This window comes from Novosphingobium mississippiense (genome assembly GCF_044029535.1).
Taxonomy (GTDB): Bacteria; Pseudomonadota; Alphaproteobacteria; order Sphingomonadales; family Sphingomonadaceae; genus Novosphingobium.
Genome location: NZ_CP147003.1, coordinates 1,686,947 through 1,708,093 on the forward strand (window position 1 = coordinate 1,686,947; position 21,147 = coordinate 1,708,093).

Here is a 21,147-nt window from a genome sequence, read left to right on the forward strand (position 1 = left end):
TAGCATCATACTTCCAACGAGGACCGGCAGAGCTGACATCAAGACCAGCACCGCTCGAAACAGCTTCGGCCGTTCGTTTTCTGTCAGCCAATGTTCTACCCCGCTCCGTCCAATCTGCAGCCTCAACCGGCCGAAGCGTCGCATTTCCCATACCGTCAGCCAACAGAACACCGTCAGGACAGCAAGGAAGAGCAACGCCTCCGTCACAGGCTCAGGCCATGTTCTCAAGCACGAGAGCGATGCCCTGCCCGCCGCCGATGCACATGGTGACAAGGCCGTACTTCCCGCCCGTGCGCTTCAGCTCGTACATGCACTTGATGGCGAGCATCGTACCGGTCGCGCCGACCGGGTGGCCGATGGAAACGCCCGAACCGTTGGGGTTCACCTTCTCCGGATCGAAGCCCAGCACCTTGGAAACGGCGGCAGCCTGCGCGGCAAAAGCCTCGTTGCTCTCGATCACGTCGATCTGGTCGAGCGACAGTCCGGCGCGCTTCAGTGCCACCGGCACCGCCTTGATCGGACCTTCGCCCATGTAGGCAGGCTCAACGCCGGCGTGGCCCCAGGCAACGATCTTGGCCATCGGCTTCAAGCCGCGCTTCTCGACTTCCGAAGCCGTAGCCAGCACCACGGCGGCAGCGCCGTCGTTGATGCCCGAGGCATTGCCCGCCGTAACCGTGCCGTCCTTCTTGAACGCCGGACGCATCGCGCCGAGCGTCTCGACCGTGGTGTCCGCGCGAACATGTTCATCGGTATCGAAGACGGTGACGCCCTTGCGGGTCTTCACTTCGACCGGAAGGATCTGCTCCTTGAAGCGGCCTTCCGCGATAGCCTTGGCGGCGCGCTGGTGGCTGGTCGCAGCGACGGTGTCCATATCCTCGCGCGAGATGCAGTGGCGCTCCGCCACGTTCTCGGCGGTGATGCCCATGTGGTAGCCGCCGATGGCGTCCGACAGGCCGACGGTCAGTGCGTCTTCCTGCGTATTGTCGCCCATCTTCTTTCCCCAGCGCACGCCGTGGTCGTGATAGGGCACGTTCGACATCGATTCTGCGCCGCCCGCGACGGTGATCCCCGCCTCGCCCAGCTTCATCATCTGCGCGGCCGAAACGATCGCCTGCACGCCCGATCCGCAAAGACGGTTGAGCGTCATCGAAGGCACTTCGAACGGCACGCCCGCGTTAAGGCCGATAACGCGGCTGAGCATCTCGTCCTTGGCGCTGGTCGGCATGACCTGGCCGATGACGATATGGCCGACGTCCTCAGGCGAAACGCCCGCGCGGGCCAGCGCCTCGGTCACGACCTTGCCGCCGAGATCGGAGGGCATGAACGACTTCAGCGAGCCGCCGAAATCACCAACTGCCGTGCGTACGCCGCTGACGATGTAGATGTCTTCCATGACCTGACTTCCCAATCTGGTTTTTCGATGCGTGCCGTCTTTCGCGGCTGGGGTGGATCGCGGTGCTCGCCCAAAGGCGATGCGCCGCGATCCGTGACGCTATCAAAGCGGAATGTTGTCGTGCTTTTTCCAGGGATTTTCGAGGCTCTTGGTCCGCAGCTTGCGCAGCCCCAGCGCGATGCGCTTGCGGGTCGAGTGCGGGTAGATAACCTCATCGATATAACCCCGGCTTGCCGCCACGAAGGGGTTGGCGAAGCGGTCTTCGTATTCCTTGGTCTTCTCGGCAATGCCCTCGGGCGAGAGGCCGCGGAAGATGATCTCCACCGCGCCCTTGGCGCCCATCACCGCGATTTCGGCGGTCGGCCAGGCATAGTTGAGATCGCCGCGCAGGTGCTTGGACGCCATGACGTCGTAAGCGCCGCCATAGGCCTTGCGGGTGATCACGGTAATCTTCGGCACGGTCGCCTCGGCATAGGCGAACAGCAGCTTGGCGCCGTGCTTGATGATGCCGTTGTGTTCCTGATCGGTGCCCGGCAGGAAGCCCGGAACGTCCACGAAAGTGATGATCGGGATGTTGAAGGCATCGCAGAAGCGCACGAAACGCGCGGCCTTCTTGGACGAGTTGATGTCCAGCACGCCCGCCAGCACCATCGGCTGGTTGGCGACGACGCCCACGGTCTTGCCCTCGATCCGGCCGAAACCGACGATGATGTTCCCGGCATGCAGCGGCTGAACCTCGAAGAAATCGCCCTCGTCGAGCGTCTTCCGGATCACCTCATGCATGTCATAAGGCTGGTTGGCCGAAGGCGGGATCACGGTGTCGAGGCTTTCCTCGGCACGGTCCCACGGATCGGCGCAAGGACGCTCGGGCACTTCCTCACGGTTGTTGAGCGGCAGGAAGTCGAAGAAATCGCGCGCGGCCAGCAGCGCCTCAATATCGTTCTCCAGCGCGAGGTCGGACACCGAGGTCTTGCTGGAGTGCGTGATCGCGCCGCCCAGTTCTTCCTGCGTGACGACTTCGTTGGTGACGGTCTTCACCACGTCCGGCCCGGTGACGAACATGTAGGAGCTGTCCTTCACCATGAAGATGAAGTCCGTCATCGCCGGCGAATAGACCGCGCCACCTGCGCAGGGGCCCATGATCAGCGAAAGCTGCGGCACCACGCCCGAGGCGAGCACGTTGCGCTGGAACACTTCGGCATAGCCGCCGAGCGAAGCCACGCCTTCCTGAATGCGCGCGCCGCCGGAATCGTTGAGGCCGATCACCGGCGCGCCAACCTTCATCGCGTTGTCCATCAGCTTGCAGATCTTCTGCGCGTGACGATGCGAGAGCGAGCCGCCGAACACCGTGAAGTCCTGGCTGAACACATAGACAAGGCGGCCGTTGATGGTGCCCGATCCGGTAACGACGCCGTCGCCCGGGATCTTCTGGCTCTCCATGCCGAAATCGGTGCAGTCATGCTCGACGTAAAGGTCGAACTCTTCAAAGCTGTCTTCGTCCAGCAGGATATCGAGGCGTTCGCGCGCGGTCAGCTTGCCCTTGGCGTGCTGCGCGGCAATGCGCTTCTCACCACCACCCAGCTTTGCTGCGGCGCGGCGCTTCTCCATTTCGGCGATATTGGCTGACATATCCACTATCCATACAAACCCGATTCCGGCCTAACTGCGCGGCCAATGGATCGCTGTCCAATGCAAATCTGCAAATTTGCAAACTAGAGGTTTGCAAACTACACACGCAGAATGACATTGCGCCGCACCTTCGCAGGAACCACGCTGAGGAGCCTGCGTGCTGCTCGCGGGATGAAACAAGCCGATCTAGCCAAAGCTATTGGCATCAGCGCATCATATCTGTCGCAGCTCGAAAGCGACGATCGCCCGCTGACCCCCGCAATCTTCGACCGCTTGCGGAGCAATTTTCCGGTGGAGTGGCAGGACGTCCCCGTCGATCAAAGCGCCGAACTTCTTCGCGCCTTCGAGGACGCAATGTCGGACACGCACTCACGGGATCCGCAATCCTCCGCACAAGTTCGCAAGATCGTGGAACAATTCCCAAGCTTTGCAGAGTCATTCATCCAGCTTGCACGCGTGAATCGAGACAATTCCCAGCGCCTCGAGATGCTCGACGAGGCTCTGGGCGCAGACAATCTGGCTGGAGGCAGGCTACCATGGGAGGAGGTCCGCGACTGGTTTCACAACATCAACAATTATGTCGATGATTTAGATCGCCTAGCAGAGGCTTTCTCTCACGAATTGGCAAATGATACTCTGTCACCATCAACCCAAAACTTGGTATCGTGGCTCAATGATAAAAATATCTCGCTCATTTTTTCAGACAAAGGGCCTGTTCGATTATTCGACGAACAACAAAGTACACTCACGATAAATACGGCAAAAGCGAACGACAGTCTTAGGTTCCACCTAGCTTGGCACATCAGCAGCACGCACTTCAACGAAGACATCGCGACGATTTCAAGTAACGCAGACGTCCGCTCCAAAACCGCTCGGAATCTTCTATCTATTGGCCTAACCAATTACATGGCGGGTTCGATCCTGATGCCATACGAGCAATTTCGTTCGATGGCGCGCGACATGCGGCATGACGTTGATAGGCTCCGACACCTTTTCAATGTGACCTTCGAGCAAGTTTGTCACCGGCTTTCCACACTCCAGCGCCCAAACGCACGCGGCACGCCAGTTTATTTCTGCCGCGTCGACCTGGCCGGCAACATCACAAAACGGCACTCGGCTACGCGCCTTCGATTTGCGCGTTTCGGCGGCGCTTGCCCCCTTTGGGTAGTCCATGAGGCTGCCGCGGTGCCTGATAGAATTCATATTCAGCTCGCGGAGATGCCAGATGGCGTCCGCTACGTTTCCATGGCGAAAGGTCTTGTGAAGCCGACCGGCAGCTACGCGGAGCGCCCTCGTCGCTACGCCGTTGCATTAGGGTGTGAAGTCGACTTCGCTGCAGAGTTCGTTTACGCGGACGAAATAAACCTGAGCCACCCCGCCACACCTATCGGAGCTTCATGCCGAACTTGTAGCCGGCATAATTGCGACCAGAGAGCATTTCCTCCTAACGGAAAAGACATCTCCATCGATAGCTTTCGGCGGGAAGTAGTCCCATACTCAATCGATTAATAGATAAATAGATCGATTAGACCGTTCACAGCACAATCTACCGTGCGAACTCGACCTCGTTTTGCACTTAATCTCACAAATTATTATCGTTAGGGCGACGTCGCTCGGTCGAATTGCGCCTTCGATATCGCCTTGAACATTCCGTCCATACTTTGCATTACCCCCCCTTAATCATAGGGGGATAGAAGGTGTCTGCGGGTAAGGTCGAACTGAAGCTCTTGAAGAAACACTATCTCAAAGAACTGAAACACCTAGTGATGTCGGTAGTACCCGCAACGATGGGTCTATCCGCGGCTTTGATTGCACTGATTGGTTCCACGTCCAGCCTGAACAAATCGGATTTTGAAAATTTTACCCAAACCCATGATGCCAAATTACTTGCACTGTTCGCCGCCGCATCCGCCACGCTGTTTATGGCCACGCTGACTTATCTGAACAAAACAAGAAGACGATCTTCGGCTTTCCCGGATAGCATCCTGCCGTTTGGCGGCGACACAAAGAAAATTATTTCTTTTCAACGTCTCGCTGCACGTCTCGGCAACGATCTTCGCAAGGTCGACAAGGATAAGGTTCGAGAGGCGATTGAGAATCAGATCGATGATCTGGCACATACCGAACTGTTGGCCCGGATAAGCCAGCGCGTTCTGGCCGATGATCGCGCCAAGCGATACACCGATTTAATGGAACAATCGGTCAACAGAATGCGCAGAGAGATCGAGGCGCTTGAATTTAGAGGCAATCTCAACCTCTCGATTGGCATTGTGGCCACCATTATTGGAATTACGACCCTAGGCGTGTTTGTATTTACGGCCAACTACGCCAACGTCACGATATCTCAGTTTCTATACAGTTTTGCACCACGCATCTCGCTCGTCCTTTCAATTGAGATTTTTGCATTTTTCTTCCTCGGACTCTACAAATACAGCCTTACCGAGATCAAATACTATCATAATGAACTGACTTCGGCAGAAGCCAGGATCGCTGCCGTGGTTATCGGATCTGAACTACCGGATCAGACTTCGTACTCGAAGCTTGTTTGTGGTCTCGCAGAGATTGATCGAAATAGCGCCCCCAATACTGAGCAAAAAGCAGAACTCGAACGCTCGGCCGAGACCCTCGGGAAACTCCTGACTGCTATTGCGCCTTTCGTAAAGAAGGACTGAGTCCGCAAAACACAACGCCATCGAAGCTGCATGGGTTCGCCCAGTGAGATCATGGCCCGGGCTCTCACGCAAGACGATGCGCAAGAATCTGCGGCTGGACACAATCGAATCCCATTTCAAGGTGCCGGATCGACCACCGACGCAGTCATTGCACTCTGCACCAATGTGATGGCGGCTTCCGGGGATCGGTGGCGAAGTTTAAGCGATCGAGATGGAGCCCGTTGCTGTGATGGACAGTCTCTACTCTAAAGGTGTTTATAGCTTTGAAGGAAATCGGATGACGTTTCCTTCCTCTGGTTCTGCAGCGGCGTCCGTTTCGACCTTGTCATAAGCAGACGCTCGCTTCTCGATCGCCGCATCTCCACTGCGCCCTATGGTATCCGCCCAGTCCTGGAGCATGCGGCGACGCGGCGTCAGATAGAGCGCACTGTTGTAGGCACCGCGAATGTCGTCGTCTTCCGAATGCGCGAGCGCCATCTCGATCCAGTCGGAATTGTAGATCTCCTTCTCGTTGGCCCAGGTCGAGGCCATGCCGCGAAAGCCGTGCACCGTCTGCCGGCCGCGATAGCCCATCCGGTAGCAGGCGTAGATCATGGTGTTTTGCGAGATGGGACTACTCGGTTTGGTTCCCGGAAACACCAGCCCTTCGCCGTTGGTCGCGCGCAGGCGGCGCCGGAGGAGCAACACGACCTGACGCGAGAGCGGGACGATATGCTCGCGCTGCATCTTCATGCGCTCGCCGGAGATGCGCCAGAGCGGGTTCGCGCCGTCGAGGTTCTCGAACTCGTGCCAGGCCGCAAAGCGTGTCTCGCTGGTCCGGCACCAGGTCAGCAGCGTGAACAGCATCGCCTCTCGCGTAATCTCGCGGCGCCGGGGATCCTCTTCCCCGTCATAGTTTTGAATGGCGTGCACGAGTTCGGGAAGTTGCTGCAGTGGGAGCCGCGCCATGTGCTGCACTTTGGGACGCGCCTTGAGCGCACCTGTCAGATGCGCGGAGGGATCGTGCTCAACAAACCCTTCGGCAATCGCATAATGGAAGATCTGGCCAATCGACTGGAGTACGCGCCTGCTCACGTCCAATGCGCCGCGCGCCTCGACGGCCTTGATCGCCGCCAGTATCTCGGGCGCCTTCACACCGGCCATGGGAGTGGATCCGATCGCCGGAAATGCGTCGCGTTCCAATCGCGCCAGCAGACGCTTCGCATGGGCGGGATTGAGACTATCCACGCGGCGAGCGTGCCACTGACGCGCGACGATCTCAAAGGTACGGGCCTCCGCCTCGTCTTTGGCCTGCTGGATCTTGGCGGGGTCTTTTCCCAGCGCCAGCAGTTGGCGTGCTTCGTGTCGTTTGGCACGGGCCGCGGTCAGCGACACGTCGGGGTATTGACCGAAGCTGAGAAGCTTTTCCTTGCCGGCGAAGCGGTACTTCATGCGCCACAGCTTGGAACCATTGGGATGGACGAGAACATGCAATCCGCCGCCATCGGCGAGCTTGTAAGGCTTGCCGCGCTTTGCCGCGTATTTGACCTCGAGTTCCGTGAGCGCCATGGGCCGTGTCCATCTGGGGGTATCGGCCCAAATGCTACCCCCAAAAATACCCCCAATTCAAATGGCTCTGGGTGCATTGAACGGGACGCAGCGGGACGCATGACGGCCCGCCGGGATGGTCAAAAATATTTGATATGCTTGGAAAAATGGTCGCCCGTGGACGTCGCCGGACGGTGCGGGACGGTCGGATCAGGACTGGATGTGGTTGCGGGGGCAAGATTTGAACCCGCAATTGGCGCGTTCCCAGCACGAGCCGGCATAGCCTCGCTCCACCGCATTCCGCACGACGGGATGCCCCAAGCGAGCCGTGAATATCAGCGCTGAAAAATTTGTATCAAGTTTTGTATCATGTTTTTGCTTGAAAAAAAAATGCGCCAATGACACCTTCTTAAGCACCTCAAAAATTGAGGTTTTTGGAAGGTCCCTCAATCCTTCATTCTGCCGATCGTTGTATGTTCTACACCAACCGCCGCGCCGACCTGCCGATGGAAGATGAGAAGGACGTGCGCTGGGTCCACGGCACCGCGATCGGCACCGCGCGTTCCAGGGACGGCGTCCACTGGCGCTATGGCGGCACCGCGACGATCCCGCAAAGCTGCACCGGCGCCACGCTCTGGGCGCCGGATATCGAGCGCTTCAATGGCCAGTGGCATATGTGGCTGACCGTCGTGCCCGGAGTGTTTCGCGACTGGAACGCGCCGCGCTTCATCGTCCACCTCACCAGCCGCGACCTGAAATCGTGGACTTGCGGGGACAAGCTCGATCTCGGCTCCGACCGGGTGATCGACGCCAGCGTCGTCGCGCTGCCCAAGGGCGGCTATCGCCTGTTCTTCAATGACGAGCGCATGGGCAAGGCGATCCGCACGGCGGACAGCGCCGATCTGGTGCACTGGACGGTGAAGGACCGTCTGACCACCACGCCCGGCGAAGGCCCCAAGGCGTTTCGCTGGAAAGGCCGCTGGTGGCTGGTGTCCGATGCGTGGAAGGGCCTGCTGGTCATGCGCAGCGATGACGGTGACCATTGGACCACCCAGCCTGGCCACATCCTCGCCACGCCGGGACAGGCGCCAACCGACCGCGCCAAGGGGCAGCACCCCGACGTGATCGTCTCCGGCGACCGGGCCTATATCGTCTACTTCGTGCATCAGGGCGGCGAGGATGAGGCGAAAGCGAACCCCGACTGGAACCGCCGCAGCGTGCTCCAGATCGCGGAACTGAAGGAGAAGGACGGCGTGATCACCGTGGACCGCGACAGCCCCACGCATGTGCGGCTTACCCCGCCGAAGGAGACACGGCGATGAGCTTTACCCTCGATCGGCGCGCGCTGTGCCTGGGCGGGGCCGCGCTCGCCGGCTGCGCAACCACGCGCATCGCCTCCGCAGAGCCCGAAGGCCCGCTGCTGTTCGCCTACTTCAGCACCGGCAAGGGCGAGGCGGACGGGCTGAAACTGGCCGTGAGCGACGATGGCTTCGCCTTCCGAACGCTTGGTAGCGGCAAACCTTTCCTGGTGCCGCAAGTGGGCGAGAAGAAGCTGCTGCGCGACCCGTTCCTGTGGCGCGGCGAGGGGCCGGACGCGCCGTGGCACTGCGTCTGGACCACCGCGTGGGAGGGCGTGACCATCGGCCACGCCACCACGCGCGATTTCGTGAACTGGACGCCGCAGCGCGCGATCCCGGTGATGGCCGCGGTTCCCGGCACCCGCAACTGCTGGGCGCCAGAGGCGATCTACGATCCGGCCACGCGCCGCACCGTGATCTTCTGGTCGAGCACGGTGGACGGCCGCTTCACCGAGACGGCCGGCACTTCCGAAAGCGGCTACAACCACCGCCTCTGGTACACCACCACCGCCGATTTCGAGAGCTTCGCCGCGCCGCAAGTGCTCTACGATCCCGGCTTCAGCGTGATCGACGGCACGTTCGCCCACGCACCGGACGGCGGCCTCTGGCTGGTTGTGAAGGACGAGACCGTCAATCCGCCGCGCAAATGGCTGCGTGCCGCCTCCGCCCGCAGCCCGCTGGGTCCGTTCGCGCCGCTGGGCGATCCGTTTACGCCCTCCTGGGTGGAAGGCCCAATGACCACGCGGATCGGTGCCGATCTGGTCTGCTATTACGACGTCTATCGCGACGGTCGCTGGGGCGTGAAATCCACGCGCGACATGGTGACCTGGCAAGACGTCGGCAACCGCCTCTCCATGCCGCAGGGCGCGCGCCACGGATCGCTGGTGCGGATCGATCGCGCACTGCTGACTGCCCTCGACGCGTGAAAAGACGGCTCCCGGATGGAGGATCCGGGAGCCGTCAGTGCCGGCGCGGGAGGGCCCTGCCGGGATCTACAAAATCAGAACTTCACGTTCACACCTGCCGAGATCGTGCGGCCGACACGCGTCTGGAACAGCGTGTCCTGGCGCTGGCTGTCGGTGTAGAGGCTGTTCTGCTCATCGGTGAGGTTGCTGCCCTCAAGGATCAGCTTCACATTGTCCGTCAGGTTGTACGAGGCGGAGGCGTCGACATACGTGGTGGCGTGGTTGCCAACCAGGTCGCTGCCGGGCGAGGCCGGGATGCCGCGGATGAACGGCCCGCGATAGTTGATCGTGCCGCGGATCGAGAACTTGTTGTTTTCCCAATAGAGCGTGCCCGATGCGGTGTCCTTCGACAGGCCGACCAGATCGTCCTTCACCGTCACCGTGCAGACGCCGTTGGCGCTGGTGAGGCAGTAGGTGATCTTCGACATGACGTGCGTGTAGTTCGCCAGCACGCCGAAGTGGCTGAGGAAGCCCGAGGTGAAGTTGAACGGAATCTGCGCGTTCAGCTCGATACCCTTCAGCGGGCCGCCCGGCGTGTTGGTGGGCGTGGCGATGTTGAACAGTTCATCCGGGGTGGTGTTGCTGCCGATCAGCAGTTCGTTCGGCAGCCCCAGCGAGCTGAACGGCACCAGCGAATTCACGTTCTGCACGTAAGTCTTGATGTCCTTGTAGAAGAACGCGGCCGACAGCAGCGCCCCAGGACGGAAGTACCATTCCACGGCAGCGTCGAACGTGTTGGCGCGGATCGGTTCGAGCAGCGGATTGCCCAGCGAGCCGGAGCGGGTGACCGCGTTGATCGTCACCGTCGGCGCCAGCAGGGTCAACGCCGGGCGCGACATCACCTTGGCAGCGGAAAGGCGCAGCAGCAGGTTGTGCACCGGCTCGATCACCACGTTGGCGGAAGGCAACCAGTCGTCATAGCTGCGCGAGACTGCGCGGAACTGGCCGGTCAGCCCGGTGGGCGAGCTGGCGTCCGACAGGTTGAGGTAGCCGGTCGACCGCTGCCAGGTGTGGATGTAGCGCACGCCCACATCGCCGCGCAGGCCGAAGCCCACCGCGTCCGAGAAATCGAACGTGCCCATCAGGTAGGCGCTCGATTCCTGTTCCTTGACGCCCGGATTGGTCTCTCCGCAGCCGGTGCAGGTGCGCGCGTCGAACAGGTTGTAGGTATCGGCCAGCTTCTGCCAGTCGAGGCTGGCCCAGCTGGACGGTGCGCCGTGGCCCCAGAGGCTGTCCAGCCCGGTGATCTGCGTCGTCAGGTCCGACAGTGCGGTGCCGGCAGGCAGCGCCTGAACCAGGGTATCGGCGGTGTAATAGGTGGTGAAGCGCTGCTTGAAGTCGCTGGACCGGAACTGCGCGCCAGCGTGGACCTTGAACGCGTCCGACACTTCGTAATGCGCGTTCCATTCGGCCAGCACGCCCTTGGTGGTGTTGCTGGCGGGCTTGCCCTGAAGGCTAAAGCCGCCGGTGACCACACCGGCGCCCGGCGTCGGGCCGTAGAGGAAGTTGGTGGGATCGGACACGTCGAAGCCGAAGCCCAGCACCGGCGTGCGCCCTCCACCGGTATAGTCGATGGAGAAGTTGTCCGTATCCAGCGCATCCATGAAGTACTGCATGCGAATCTTGTCTTTCCAGACCGATTCGTTGAGGCCCACCTTGCCGTTGACCGTCAACCGGTCGTTGAAGCGGTGCATGAAGTTCAGGTTCGCCTGCTTGAACGTCGTCGAATACTTGGAATGCAGGCCTTCCGAACGCACATCGACGCCATCGAGCAGCGCATATTCCACCGATCCCAGGTCGGAAAGCTGCACATCCTTCAGCGACATCATCGGGAAGCCCTGGTTCGACGCGGAGCGGCCGAACGAGATGGCTTCGATGTAGTTGTCATCCCGCGTGACGTTGAAGCGCGAATAGAGCAGGTCCAGCGAGATGTCGGTATCGTCATCGGGCTTGTACTGCAGCGTCAGCGTGCCGCCGATGCGTTCCTGCGTCTGTTCGGAATTCAGGTAGCGCGGGATGCGCGGGAAGAAGGCGCCGCTGCCGGGCGTGCCGGTCATGCCTTCGCGCACCGCGTCGTAGACGGTCTGGTAGGCGGCCGAATCGCTGGTGCGCGGATTGCCGGTGGAGCAATTGGTGGCGCTGGCGCCGGTGGTCGCGCTGTTCGCCGGGTTCTGCGGCGTGAATCCCACGGGCGAGCAGAACATGCCGTTCTGGTTGGCGGAAAGAATGTCCACCGCCGAATAGCCCACTTCGCGGGTGTGGCGCTTCTGGTAGGCGATCGATCCCAGCACGCCGAAGCCGCTGTCCCCGAACTGCTTGGAAACCAATGCCGAGGCGCGCGGATCGACCTGCTTGGACAGTTCGTTCCACACCCCGCGCCCGGTGGAGGAAAACACGAATTCCTTGGCGGAATCGAACGGCTTGGGAGCGGTAAGGTCTACCGTGGCGCCCAGCGAGCCTTCCTCCACATCGGCCGAAGGCGTCTTGCGCACGGTCAGCGCCGAGAAGATTTCGGTCGGGAAGACGTTGAAGTCGAAGCTGCGGCCATTGTTGCCTGCGCCATAGATGTCCGAACCACCGGTCTGCGCGGCGGCTTCCATGCCGTTGATGCGCACGCGGGTGAAATCGGCACCCAGGCCGCGGACGGAGATGTTCTTGCCCTCACCGCCATCCCCGCGCTGGAGTGCGACGCCGGGAATGCGCTGCATCGATTCCGCCAGGTTGGAATCGGGGAACTTGCCCAGGTCTTCGGCCTTGATGGTGTCGATCGCGGCGGTCTGGTCACGCTTGTCGGCCAGCGCCGCGTTCAGCGATGCGCGGAAGCCGGTGACGATAATGTCCTCGGCACTGGGCGGCTGCTGCGCGCCGCTATCCTGCGGCGCGGCGGCATCTTGCGCGAAAGCGGGATGAGAAACCGACATCAGCACGGCGACAGCCAGCGTGGGTGCCGAAACGCGGCTGCGCATAACGGTCTTGAAGGGTGCCCTTCCCATTATCTCACTCCCATTATCGATCTTTAACTTGTCCCATTATGTGGGATTGCGTTTTACGATATATGACATTTTCGCTCAAATCCAGTCAAAATCGCTTTCAAACGATCCTCACCCATTATTTCCACGCAGGCCCGCAACGGCTGGTCGCGGCGCAGCGGGCCTTGCCCGGATTGACTTTCCATGCTCCCGATATATGCGATCACGAACCGTCATATGGGATATAAGCCCAAAACGGTGCACGACGAAAGATCAAGAGAGGATCGCTATGTCCCTGACCTCGGCGCTGGCATTGGCCGTCACTGCAGCAACCGCCTCTGCAGCCCCGTCCGGCCCGCCGGTCATCGATATCGACCTTGCGGGCAAGACGCCGGACCAGATGCCCGCCTATCACGCGGGCGGCAACGGCGTGGAACGGCGCGATCCCTCGGGCGCGTACCTCTATTCGGTGGCGCTGCCCGAAGGCATCTACCGCGTGACGCTGACCTTGGGCGACAGGCACAGCGCGGGCAAGACCACGGTGAAGGCCGAAAGCCGCCGCCTGTTCCTCAGCGATGTCGCCACGCGTCGCGGACAGACGGTGACGCGCAGCTTCCTGGTGGACGTGCGCGATGCCCGCCTGCCGCGCCAGCCCACCGGCGCGCCGCGCTTCGGCCAGACCGTGCTGCTGGACGAGCGCGATCTCGCCAGCTTCAGCTGGGATGACAAGCTGACTTTCGAATTCCTGGGCCAGCCGCGCGTCTCGGCGATCCACATCGAACCGGCGAAGGTGCCGCGCCTGTTCCTGGCCGGCGATTCGACCGTGGCGGACCAGTATACGGAGCCGTTCACCAGCTGGGGCCAGATGCTGCCCGCCATGCTGGACGATCACGTGGTCGTCGCCAACCACGCCAAGTCCGGCGCGACGATGAAGTCCTTCATCGCCCAGTTGCGCTTCTCCAAGCTGTTGACGCAGGCGCGCGAGGGCGACTGGCTGTTCATCCAGTTCGGCCACAACGACCAGAAGGCCGAATGGCCGATGACCTATCTTGATCCCGAATTGACCTATCCCGCCTACTTGCGCAGCTACATCGCCGAGGCCCGCCGGCGCGGCGTGCATCCGGTGCTGGTGACGTCGCCCGAACGCCGCAATTTCGACGCGGACGGGAAGATCAAGGACACCTTGGGCGCCTATGCCGCCGCCGTGCGCAAGATGGCGGCGGAAGAGAACGTGCCGCTGATCGACCTCAACCGGGACAGCATCGCGATCATGCAGGCGCTGGGGCCGGACGTCTCGCCCCGCGCCTTTGCCCAGGACGGCAAGGACCGGACGCACAACAACAACTATGGCGCCTGGCTGTTCGCCGCCGCGATTGCCCGGCAGGTGGCCGAAAAGATCCCCGAACTCGCACCCTATGTCGTCGTGAAGCCATTCGATCCTGCGCATCCGCCTCTGCCCGATGCCCTGCCGATCGCGCCGAGCATTCCGATCGACGAAAGCAAGCCGGAAGGGAGCTGAGGGGATCTGTCTGAAATTCGCTCAAGGCGAATTTTGCGGCACCGGCCACTCCCGGCGTAGCTGAAGGCGAAAATTCGGGGCTTGCCGTCGCGGCCGATCTGGCGCAGCGCCACGGCAAAGCTTCGGATGGAATTCACGTTATGAAAAAGAGCATGGGATGGCGCCTGCTCGGGCTGGCCATTGCGCTCGCCGCATTGTTCTCGAACGGACAGGTCTTCTCGGGCGAATTTGGCATCTCCAGCGCAAGGGCCGATACCATGGCCTCGCCGCAGGAACGGGCCCGCATGAAGGATGCGCTCGCCAACGATCCGGGCGTGCCCAGCCTGGCGCCGCAGAGGTACGACGTGACCATCGTCGTCTTCACCGACTACCAGTGCCCCTATTGCCGCAAGTTTCACGCCGACCTGAAGCGGCTGCTCGCCACCGACCAGAAACTGCGCGTGGTCTATCGCGACTGGCCGATCTTCGGCACTGCCTCGCGGGAAGCTGCGCGGACCGCCATGGCCGCGCGCTATCAAGGCAAGCATGCCGCCTTCAATGACGCGCTGATGGCCGGCCCGGTCAAGCTCGATTCCGAAGCCATTCGCCAGGCAGGAACCCGCGCCGGCGTCGACTGGCCCCGGCTGCAGGCCGACCTTGCCCGCCACGGCGGAGAAATCGACGCGGCGCTGCAAAGGACAGGGCGACTGGCCGACACCCTGGGCCTATCGGGCACGCCGTCGCTGGTCATCGGCGACTATCTGATCCCCGGCGCCATCGATGCCGCAACCTTGCGCAGCGTCGTCCAGAAGTCGCGGACCGAGAAGAACGGCAAACCGGTAACGTAGCTGTCGTCCGGCGTGGTCCGCGCCGGCACCGCTCAGCGCGTCGACATCGAATAGGGCCTTGCCGCCGCGCCCGTGCCCCATGCCTTGTTGGGCCCGGCCTGCATGGTGAAACGCAACGTGCCGCCGCTGCGGACTTCGGCATCGGAAATCCACGCCCGTTCCAGCGGGCGACCGTTCAGTTCCACCTTCCCGACATAGGGGTTCGCGTCCGACAGGTTCTCGGCTTCGATGGTGAAGATCTTGCCGTTCGGCAATGTGATCGCGGCGTGGCGCACGAAGGGGCGGCCGATCACGTACTGGTTGGAACCCGGCGTCACTGGATAGAAACCCAGCCCGGTGAAGACCAGCCAGGCCGACATCTGCCCTAGATCGTCATTGCCCGAAAGCCCGTCCGGCGTCGGCTTGTACTGGCTCTCGACGATCTGCTTCAGCCGCTCCTGCGTGCGCCAGGGCGCGCCGGCGTGGACATAGAGGTAGGCGACGTGATGGCTGGGCTCGTTGCCGTGGATATACTGGCCGATCAGCCCGGAAATGTCCTCCGCATGGCTGTAATCCAGCTTCGAATTGTCGAAGTCGAACATCGCATCCAGCCGGGCGACCACCTTGCCGTCCCCGCCCAGCATCCGGAAAAGGCCCGCCTGGTCCTGCGGCACGAACCAGCTGTATTGCCAGGCGTTGCCTTCGGTATAGTCCGAGCCATAGTTGATCGCGGTGGGATCGAAGGGCGTGCGGAACGATCCGTCGCTCTTGCGCGCGCGCAGCCAGCCGCTTTTGGCGTCGAACGAGTTGCGCCAGTAACCGGCGCGCTTGTCGAACCGGGCGGCCAGGTCCTTGCGCCCCATCGCCTGCGCCATGCGGGCGATCGTCCAATCGTCATACGCGTATTCGACGGTCTTCGAAGCCGCCTCCGGCTCCTTGTCGATCGGCACGTATCCGCGCGCCATGTACTCGCCCAACCCGCCGTAGGGCGCGTAATCGGCGCTGGCCACCATCGCATCGAGGGCCTTGGCCGCATCGAACCCGCCGAACCCTTTCAGGTAGGCATCGGCGATCACCGGCACCGCGTGATAGCCGATCATCGTCCAGGTCTCACGCCCGGCGAACTGCCATACCGGCAGGATGCCCCAGGGGCTGTGCTCGCGGCTGGCGACCAGCGAGTTGACGATGTCGGACGTCGTGCCTTCGGGCTGCACCAGCGTCAGCAAGGGATGCTCCGCGCGGAACGTATCCCAGAGCGAGAAAGTGGAGCGGAAGGTGAAGCCTTCCGCCTTGTGGACCTGATCGTCCGGCCCGCGATAGCGACCATCGGCATCGCTCCAGACGCTGGGCGCCAGCAGGCTGTGATAGAGCGCGGTGTAGAGGTTGGTCCGCATCTGCGGCGCGGCGTCGATCTTCAGGCGGTCCAGCGCTGCCCGCCATTGCCCCTCGGTCCGGTGGCGCACGGTATCGAAGTCGGCGCCTTCCGCATCCAGGTTGGCAATCGCGCCCTGCTCGTCCACGCCGGAAATCGCCACGCGCACTTCCAGCGGCCGATCCAGCGCGCCGAAGTCCAGCCGCGCTTCCAGCGCCTTGCCCAGCTTTTCGGCCAGCCCGTCGCCGCCACGCCCCGGCAGCGCCTGCGGGGCACGAAATCCCTTGTAGGCCACATGCTCGTCACGATCGACGAAAGCGTGGTTCTTCAGGGGCGCGGAAAAGCGCATGGCGAAGAACAGCTTGCGCCCCGGCGCCCAGCCGCGCGTCTCGCGAAAGCCGGTGACCGTACCGTCCTCATGCAGATGCAGGCCGGACCACAGGATCTTGCCCGGATAGTCATAAAGGCTGCTGCGAAGGTCGAGCACCAGATGCGCCTCGGCCGCCTTGGGAAAGGTGTAGCGGTGGATGCCGACGCGGGTGCCGGCGGTCAGTTCGGCGCGCACCCCGCTGTCGGCCAGCGTCACCGCGTAGTAGCCGGCGCTGGCGACCTCGCTTTCATGGGAAAAGCGCTGGCGATAGCCGGAGCCGGGCTGGCCGGCGCTGCCGGGATCCAGCCGCACGTCATCATCGCGGCCCGTCGCCGGCATCACCAGAATGTCGCCCAGGTCCGAATGCCCGGCGCCCGAGAAGTGGGTGTGGCTGAACCCCTGTATCGTGCCGTCGTGATAGCTGTATCCCGCCGCATGGGCATAGCAATCGCGCACCTGGCAGGTGGTGTCCGTGTCGGGCGATAGCTGGACCATGCCGAAGGGAGCGCTGGCGCCGGGGAACGTGTGCCCTTCCGGCCCGGTGCCGATCATCGGATCCACCCAGTGCAGCGGATCGTCGGGCAGCCGATCGTCTTCCGGCGCGGCGCCAAGCGGCTGGACGGCAAGAACACAGGTTAAGGCGGCGACCGCGAATGACAGCTTCATGGTGCCAGAATAGACAGAGCATGCCGGACTGTTCAACCAGGCCCAGCCCGTTCGAACCAAGCCCATTCAAGCCCGGTCCATTCAACCCCGGGCCATCCCCGTGACGCGAATTCAGAGCGATCGCACCGGACGGCCGTTTACCTGCACCCTTTCCAGCCGAACCGCGGCGTCGGTCACCGCCAGTTCGGCTTCCTGCGCAAGAACTAGGTCCAGATCGCGAAGCACGATGTCCGTGATCGCGGTATGCCCCGGATTGGGGCGCACCTCGCCGAAACTGCCGAAGCGGCCCTTCACCTGGCTCAAGGTGACATTGCTCACCGTCGACTGGGGCTGCGGCGCGCCTTGCAAGTCCTTGTACTGGCTCCAGGGCCGGACCACCAGCAAAGCCCCACCATCGCTGTCGAGCGTCAGGTCGCGCACATGGATATCCTCGTAAAGCTGCGGCGTATCGGGGCGCAGCTTCAGCATCAGCACGTTCATGGCGCCGACAACCCGGCAGTTCTCGATCGTCACGTCCCGGACGATGGTCGCCTCGCTGCCGCAGGAAAAGGCCTGATGGCCGCGCCGGAACAGGCAATTGCGTACCAGAATGTGCTCCACCGGCGGGCTGTCGCGATCTTCCAACGCGCGTGGACCTTTCGAACCCTTGGCCGCGATGCAGTCGTCCGTCACCGAAAAATGGCAGTGTTCCACCAGCACGTGCTGACAGCTGTCGATATCGATCCCGTCGGTGCTGGGCGCCCATGCGTAGTCGTCCGGCACCAGAAAACGAACGCCGGCAACTGTCACGTTACTGCACTTGTACAAATGCAGGTTCCAGAACTGGGAATCCTTGAAGGTGATTCCACTGATCCGGACTGCCGCAGAATTCTCGATCAGCATCAGCCGCGCCCGGTCGATCGCAATATTCGGGAAGTTTTGCGGGTCAGGTGACCGATTGCGCAACGACCAGAACAGATCCCAGACGGGCCGGCCGGAACCGTCCAGCGTGCCTTCTCCATCGATCCGCAGGCCGTCGCAGCCATCGGCATTGATCAGCGCGGGCGTGAAATGCGCCTCGAAATGCCCTTCGATCCGCGTTCGCTGCTTCGGGAAGTGCTCCATCTCGTTGGTGCATCTGATCACGCTGCCGCGTTCCAGATGCAGGTGCACCTTGGGCTTCAGGAACAACGCGCCGCTCAGGAAGACGCCCTGGGGCACGACCACCGTTCCACCACCGCGCCGGGCAAGGTCATCGATCGCCGCCTGGATGGACGCCGTGCAGAGGGTTATGCTGTCGGGCCTTGCGCCGAAATCCGTGACGAGTGCCACCGCGCGCCCTGCGTCATCGGCATGAACCGCGCTTTCCAGGAACGGGACCGAGGACAGACCGGCAATGACATTCCGCCGTGTCGTCGAACTGGCGGAAATCCTTCCGGAACGCGGCGGCTTGGCGTCCGACATCTCATGCTCCCCTCACGCGGCGCGAATCCTCCCCGGATGGAGATCGTGCGTCGCTCGGGGAGCATTGAAGCACTATATGGAATAAATATCCATATAGTGCTCGCGAGAAAGGCGGCGCGGCGAAGCCCCGAAGCGGATGATCCGGATCAGAACTTCATCGAGAAGGGATCGCGTCGATCGCCCGAAAAGTCGATGAAGACGTTCTTGGTCTGGGTGAATTCCAGAATTCCCGCCTCCCCGCGCACACGGCCGAAGCCGGAATCCTTCATGCCCCCAAACGGCGCCTGCGGGGCCGCCACGCGGTAGGTGTTCACCCAGACGACGCCCGACTGGATCGCCCGCATCATCCGCAAGCAGCGGCTGATGTTTTCCGACCAGACGCCGCTCGCCAGCCCATAGGGCGTATCGTTGGCGATGGAGACCGCCTCGTCCTCGTCATCGAAGGGGATGATCGAGAGCACCGGGCCGAAGATTTCCTCCGCCGCGACCTTCATGTCGTTCTTCACGTCCGCGAAGATGGTCGGTTCGATGAAGAAGCCTTTTTCCAGGCCCGGACCATCGGCCCGGTTGCCGCCCGCGACAAGACGCGCGCCGTCGCCCTTGGCGGCTTCGATGAAGGACAGGATCTTTTCGAACTGCGGCTGGTTGGCAGCGGTGCCCATCTCGGTTTCGGGCAGGCGCGGGTCGCCCATGCGGATCATCTTCGCGCGCGCGGCCAGCCCCTCGACCATGCGATCATAGACGCCGCGCTGCACCAAGAGGCGCGATCCAGCGATGCAGGTCTGCCCGGTGGCGCCGAAAATGCCCGCCAGTGCGCCGATCAGCGCGCGGTCGAAATCGGCATCGTCGAACACGATGTTGGGCGACTTGCCGCCCAGTTCCATCGTCACCGGCTTCAGGTTGGCACCCGCGACTTGCGCGATCATGCGGCCAACACCGGGGCTGCCGGTGAAGCTGATCTTGTCCACCCGCGTGCTTTCGGTCAGCACGCGGCCAACGTCGCCTGCCCCGGTGACGACCTGCACGACACCGGCGGGGAAGCCCGCTTTCTCGCACATCTTCGCCACTTCCAGCGTCGTGGTGGAGGCATGCTCGCTAGGCTTCAGGATCACGCAGTTGCCTGCCGCCAGCGCGGCGGGAAGCGTGTTGGTCAGGATCGCGACGGGCGAGTTCCACGCGGTGATCGCGGCCACCACGCCGAACGGCACGCGGATCGCGAAATCCAGCGTGTCCTTCTGGTCCAGCGGCACGACATCGCCGTGCATCTTGTCCGCCCAGCCCGCGTAATAGCGGAAGATGCGCGCGGCATAGCCCATCTGGTTGTGCGTTTCGCGGATGACCTTGCCGTTGTCGGTAGTCTCCAGCAGCGCCATGCGATCGGCATCGGCGTCCAGCAGGTCCGCCACCTTGTTCAGCAGCTTTGCCCGCTCACCGGGCGTGGTCTTGCTCCACGACGTGTCGAACGCGCGGCGGGCGGCGGAGATGGCATCCTCCACATCCCCCGCGGTGGCGACGGCGATATGCGCGTGGACCGACTGGTCGTAGGGATTGATCGCCGGAAGCGTGCCGCCGTCCGACGCCGGGCGCCACTTGCCGTCGATGAAGAGGCCGTACGTCTCGGTCATGACGCGCTCCCGGTGCGCACGGTGGCGACCATGTTCTTGCCTTCACCCTGCTGGGTCCAGACTTCGGCCCCGCCCTCGGTCGACTGCCCGCAGACATGCAGCACCGCGCCGTCGAAAGCGGGCTGCTGCCCCCGGAAATCGAAGCCGGTGACCGGCGCATCCAGATTGCGCGCGGCAAGCGAACACAGCAGCGTCGCCTGAAGCGGGCCATGGACGACGAGGCCGGGATAGGCCTCCTCCTCCATCGCGTAGGGCCGGTCGTAATGGATGCGGTGCCCGTTCATGGTCAGCGCCGAATAGCGGAACAGCAGCACCGAATCGGGGTTCACTGCCTCCCGCCACGCCGCATCGGGCGCTGGCGCGGCAACCGGCGCGGGCAGCATGGCCGATGCGGGTTCGCGATAGACCAGATCCTGCTCCTCGCTCACCGCCAAGCCGTCCCCTGCGTCCAGATCATGCCGCACCGTCACGAAGACGAGGCGGCCGGTGCTGCCGGTCTTTTCCTTGATCGCGGTGATCGTGGAGGTCCGCGTGACGGTCTGCCCCAGCAGCAGCGGCTTCACGAACGACACGCGCCCGCCGGCCCACATGCGGCGCGGCAGCGGCACCGGCGGCAGGAAACCGCCCTTCGCCGGATGCCCGTCCAGCCCGAGACCCTGCGGCGGCTTCACATCCCAGAAGTAGAGCCAGTGGTGCAGCAGCGGCAGCGGATCGCCGGCCTTGCCCACTCCCTCGCCGCCCAAGGCGATATCGAGGGCATTGCTGCGCGCCGGTTCCAGCACGTCCGTCACGCTCTGGCTGCGGCCGATCCAGTCTTCGAATTCGCTCACTTG

The 21,147-nt window shown here is 62.6% G+C and carries 14 protein-coding genes; 6 read left to right on the forward strand and 8 right to left on the reverse strand.

Annotated features, from left to right (window positions below; translation table 11 throughout):
* Positions 1–211: 211 nt before the first annotated feature.
* Positions 212–1,393, reverse strand: coding sequence for a beta-ketothiolase BktB (gene bktB / locus WBP06_RS25920; RefSeq protein WP_395335328.1), 1,182 nt, complete (start codon positions 1,391–1,393; stop codon positions 212–214).
* 102 nt (positions 1,394–1,495) lie between these two features.
* Positions 1,496–3,022 carry an acyl-CoA carboxylase subunit beta gene (locus tag WBP06_RS25925; protein ID WP_132385597.1) on the reverse strand — a complete coding sequence of 509 codons (1,527 nt, stop codon included), beginning with the start codon at positions 3,020–3,022 and terminating at the stop codon, positions 1,496–1,498.
* A 111-nt stretch (positions 3,023–3,133) separates the two neighbouring features.
* Here WBP06_RS25925 and WBP06_RS25930 point away from each other — a divergent pair, with 111 nt between their 5' ends.
* Both WBP06_RS25930 and WBP06_RS25935 read left to right on the forward strand, forming a co-directional pair.
* Positions 3,134–4,531, forward strand: coding sequence for a short-chain fatty acyl-CoA regulator family protein (locus WBP06_RS25930; RefSeq protein ID WP_395335331.1), 1,398 nt, complete (start codon positions 3,134–3,136; stop codon positions 4,529–4,531).
* Between the two features lie 188 nt (positions 4,532–4,719).
* Positions 4,720–5,694 carry a hypothetical protein gene (locus WBP06_RS25935; protein WP_395335334.1) on the forward strand — a complete coding sequence of 325 codons (975 nt, stop codon included), beginning with the start codon at positions 4,720–4,722 and terminating at the stop codon, positions 5,692–5,694.
* Positions 5,695–5,949: 255 nt separating this feature from the next.
* Here the strand turns inward: WBP06_RS25935 and WBP06_RS25940 are convergent, their stop codons facing one another.
* A complete protein-coding gene (locus tag WBP06_RS25940) occupies positions 5,950–7,242 on the reverse strand; it encodes a tyrosine-type recombinase/integrase (protein ID WP_395335337.1) in 1,293 nt (430 codons plus the stop codon).
* A gap of 413 nt (positions 7,243–7,655) precedes the next feature.
* On the opposite strand from WBP06_RS25940, the gene WBP06_RS25945 reads away from it, so the two are divergent.
* The gene (locus WBP06_RS25945; protein ID WP_395335339.1) at positions 7,656–8,543 is read left to right on the forward strand and encodes a family 43 glycosylhydrolase; all 888 of its coding nucleotides are present in this window, start codon (positions 7,656–7,658) and stop codon (positions 8,541–8,543) included.
* Entirely contained in the window at positions 8,540–9,505 is a 966-nt protein-coding gene (locus WBP06_RS25950) for a glycoside hydrolase family 43 protein (protein ID WP_395335341.1), read from the forward strand. Before WBP06_RS25945 ends, WBP06_RS25950 begins: the two co-directional genes overlap by 4 nt.
* Positions 9,506–9,579: 74 nt before the next feature.
* On the opposite strand, the gene WBP06_RS25955 is transcribed toward WBP06_RS25950, so the two are convergent.
* Positions 9,580–12,537, reverse strand: coding sequence for a TonB-dependent receptor (locus tag WBP06_RS25955; protein WP_395335343.1), 2,958 nt, complete (start codon positions 12,535–12,537; stop codon positions 9,580–9,582).
* A gap of 265 nt (positions 12,538–12,802) precedes the next feature.
* Here WBP06_RS25955 and WBP06_RS25960 point away from each other — a divergent pair, with 265 nt between their 5' ends.
* A complete protein-coding gene (locus WBP06_RS25960) occupies positions 12,803–14,032 on the forward strand; it encodes a rhamnogalacturonan acetylesterase (RefSeq protein WP_395335345.1) in 1,230 nt (409 codons plus the stop codon).
* Between the two features lie 140 nt (positions 14,033–14,172).
* Entirely contained in the window at positions 14,173–14,859 is a 687-nt protein-coding gene (locus WBP06_RS25965; RefSeq protein WP_395335347.1) for a DsbA family protein, read from the forward strand.
* Positions 14,860–14,891: 32 nt separating this feature from the next.
* On the opposite strand, the gene WBP06_RS25970 is transcribed toward WBP06_RS25965, so the two are convergent.
* The 4 genes from WBP06_RS25970 to WBP06_RS25985 all read right to left on the reverse strand — a co-directional run bounded on the left by WBP06_RS25970 (position 14,892) and on the right by WBP06_RS25985 (position 21,144).
* Positions 14,892–17,246, reverse strand: a complete 2,355-nt coding sequence (locus tag WBP06_RS25970; protein ID WP_395335349.1) for a GH92 family glycosyl hydrolase — start codon at positions 17,244–17,246, stop codon at positions 14,892–14,894.
* Between the two features lie 111 nt (positions 17,247–17,357).
* On the reverse strand, positions 17,358–18,689 hold the full coding sequence (locus WBP06_RS25975) for a glycoside hydrolase family 28 protein (protein WP_395335351.1): 1,332 nt from the start codon (positions 18,687–18,689) through the stop codon (positions 17,358–17,360).
* A 146-nt stretch (positions 18,690–18,835) separates the two neighbouring features.
* Positions 18,836–20,314, reverse strand: a complete 1,479-nt coding sequence (locus WBP06_RS25980) for an aldehyde dehydrogenase (protein ID WP_395335353.1) — start codon at positions 20,312–20,314, stop codon at positions 18,836–18,838.
* Positions 20,311–21,144: a MaoC family dehydratase N-terminal domain-containing protein gene (locus WBP06_RS25985; RefSeq protein WP_395335356.1), complete on the reverse strand. Its 834-nt coding sequence runs from the start codon at positions 21,142–21,144 to the stop codon at positions 20,311–20,313. Before WBP06_RS25985 ends, WBP06_RS25980 begins: the two co-directional genes overlap by 4 nt.
* Positions 21,145–21,147 lie beyond the last annotated feature (3 nt).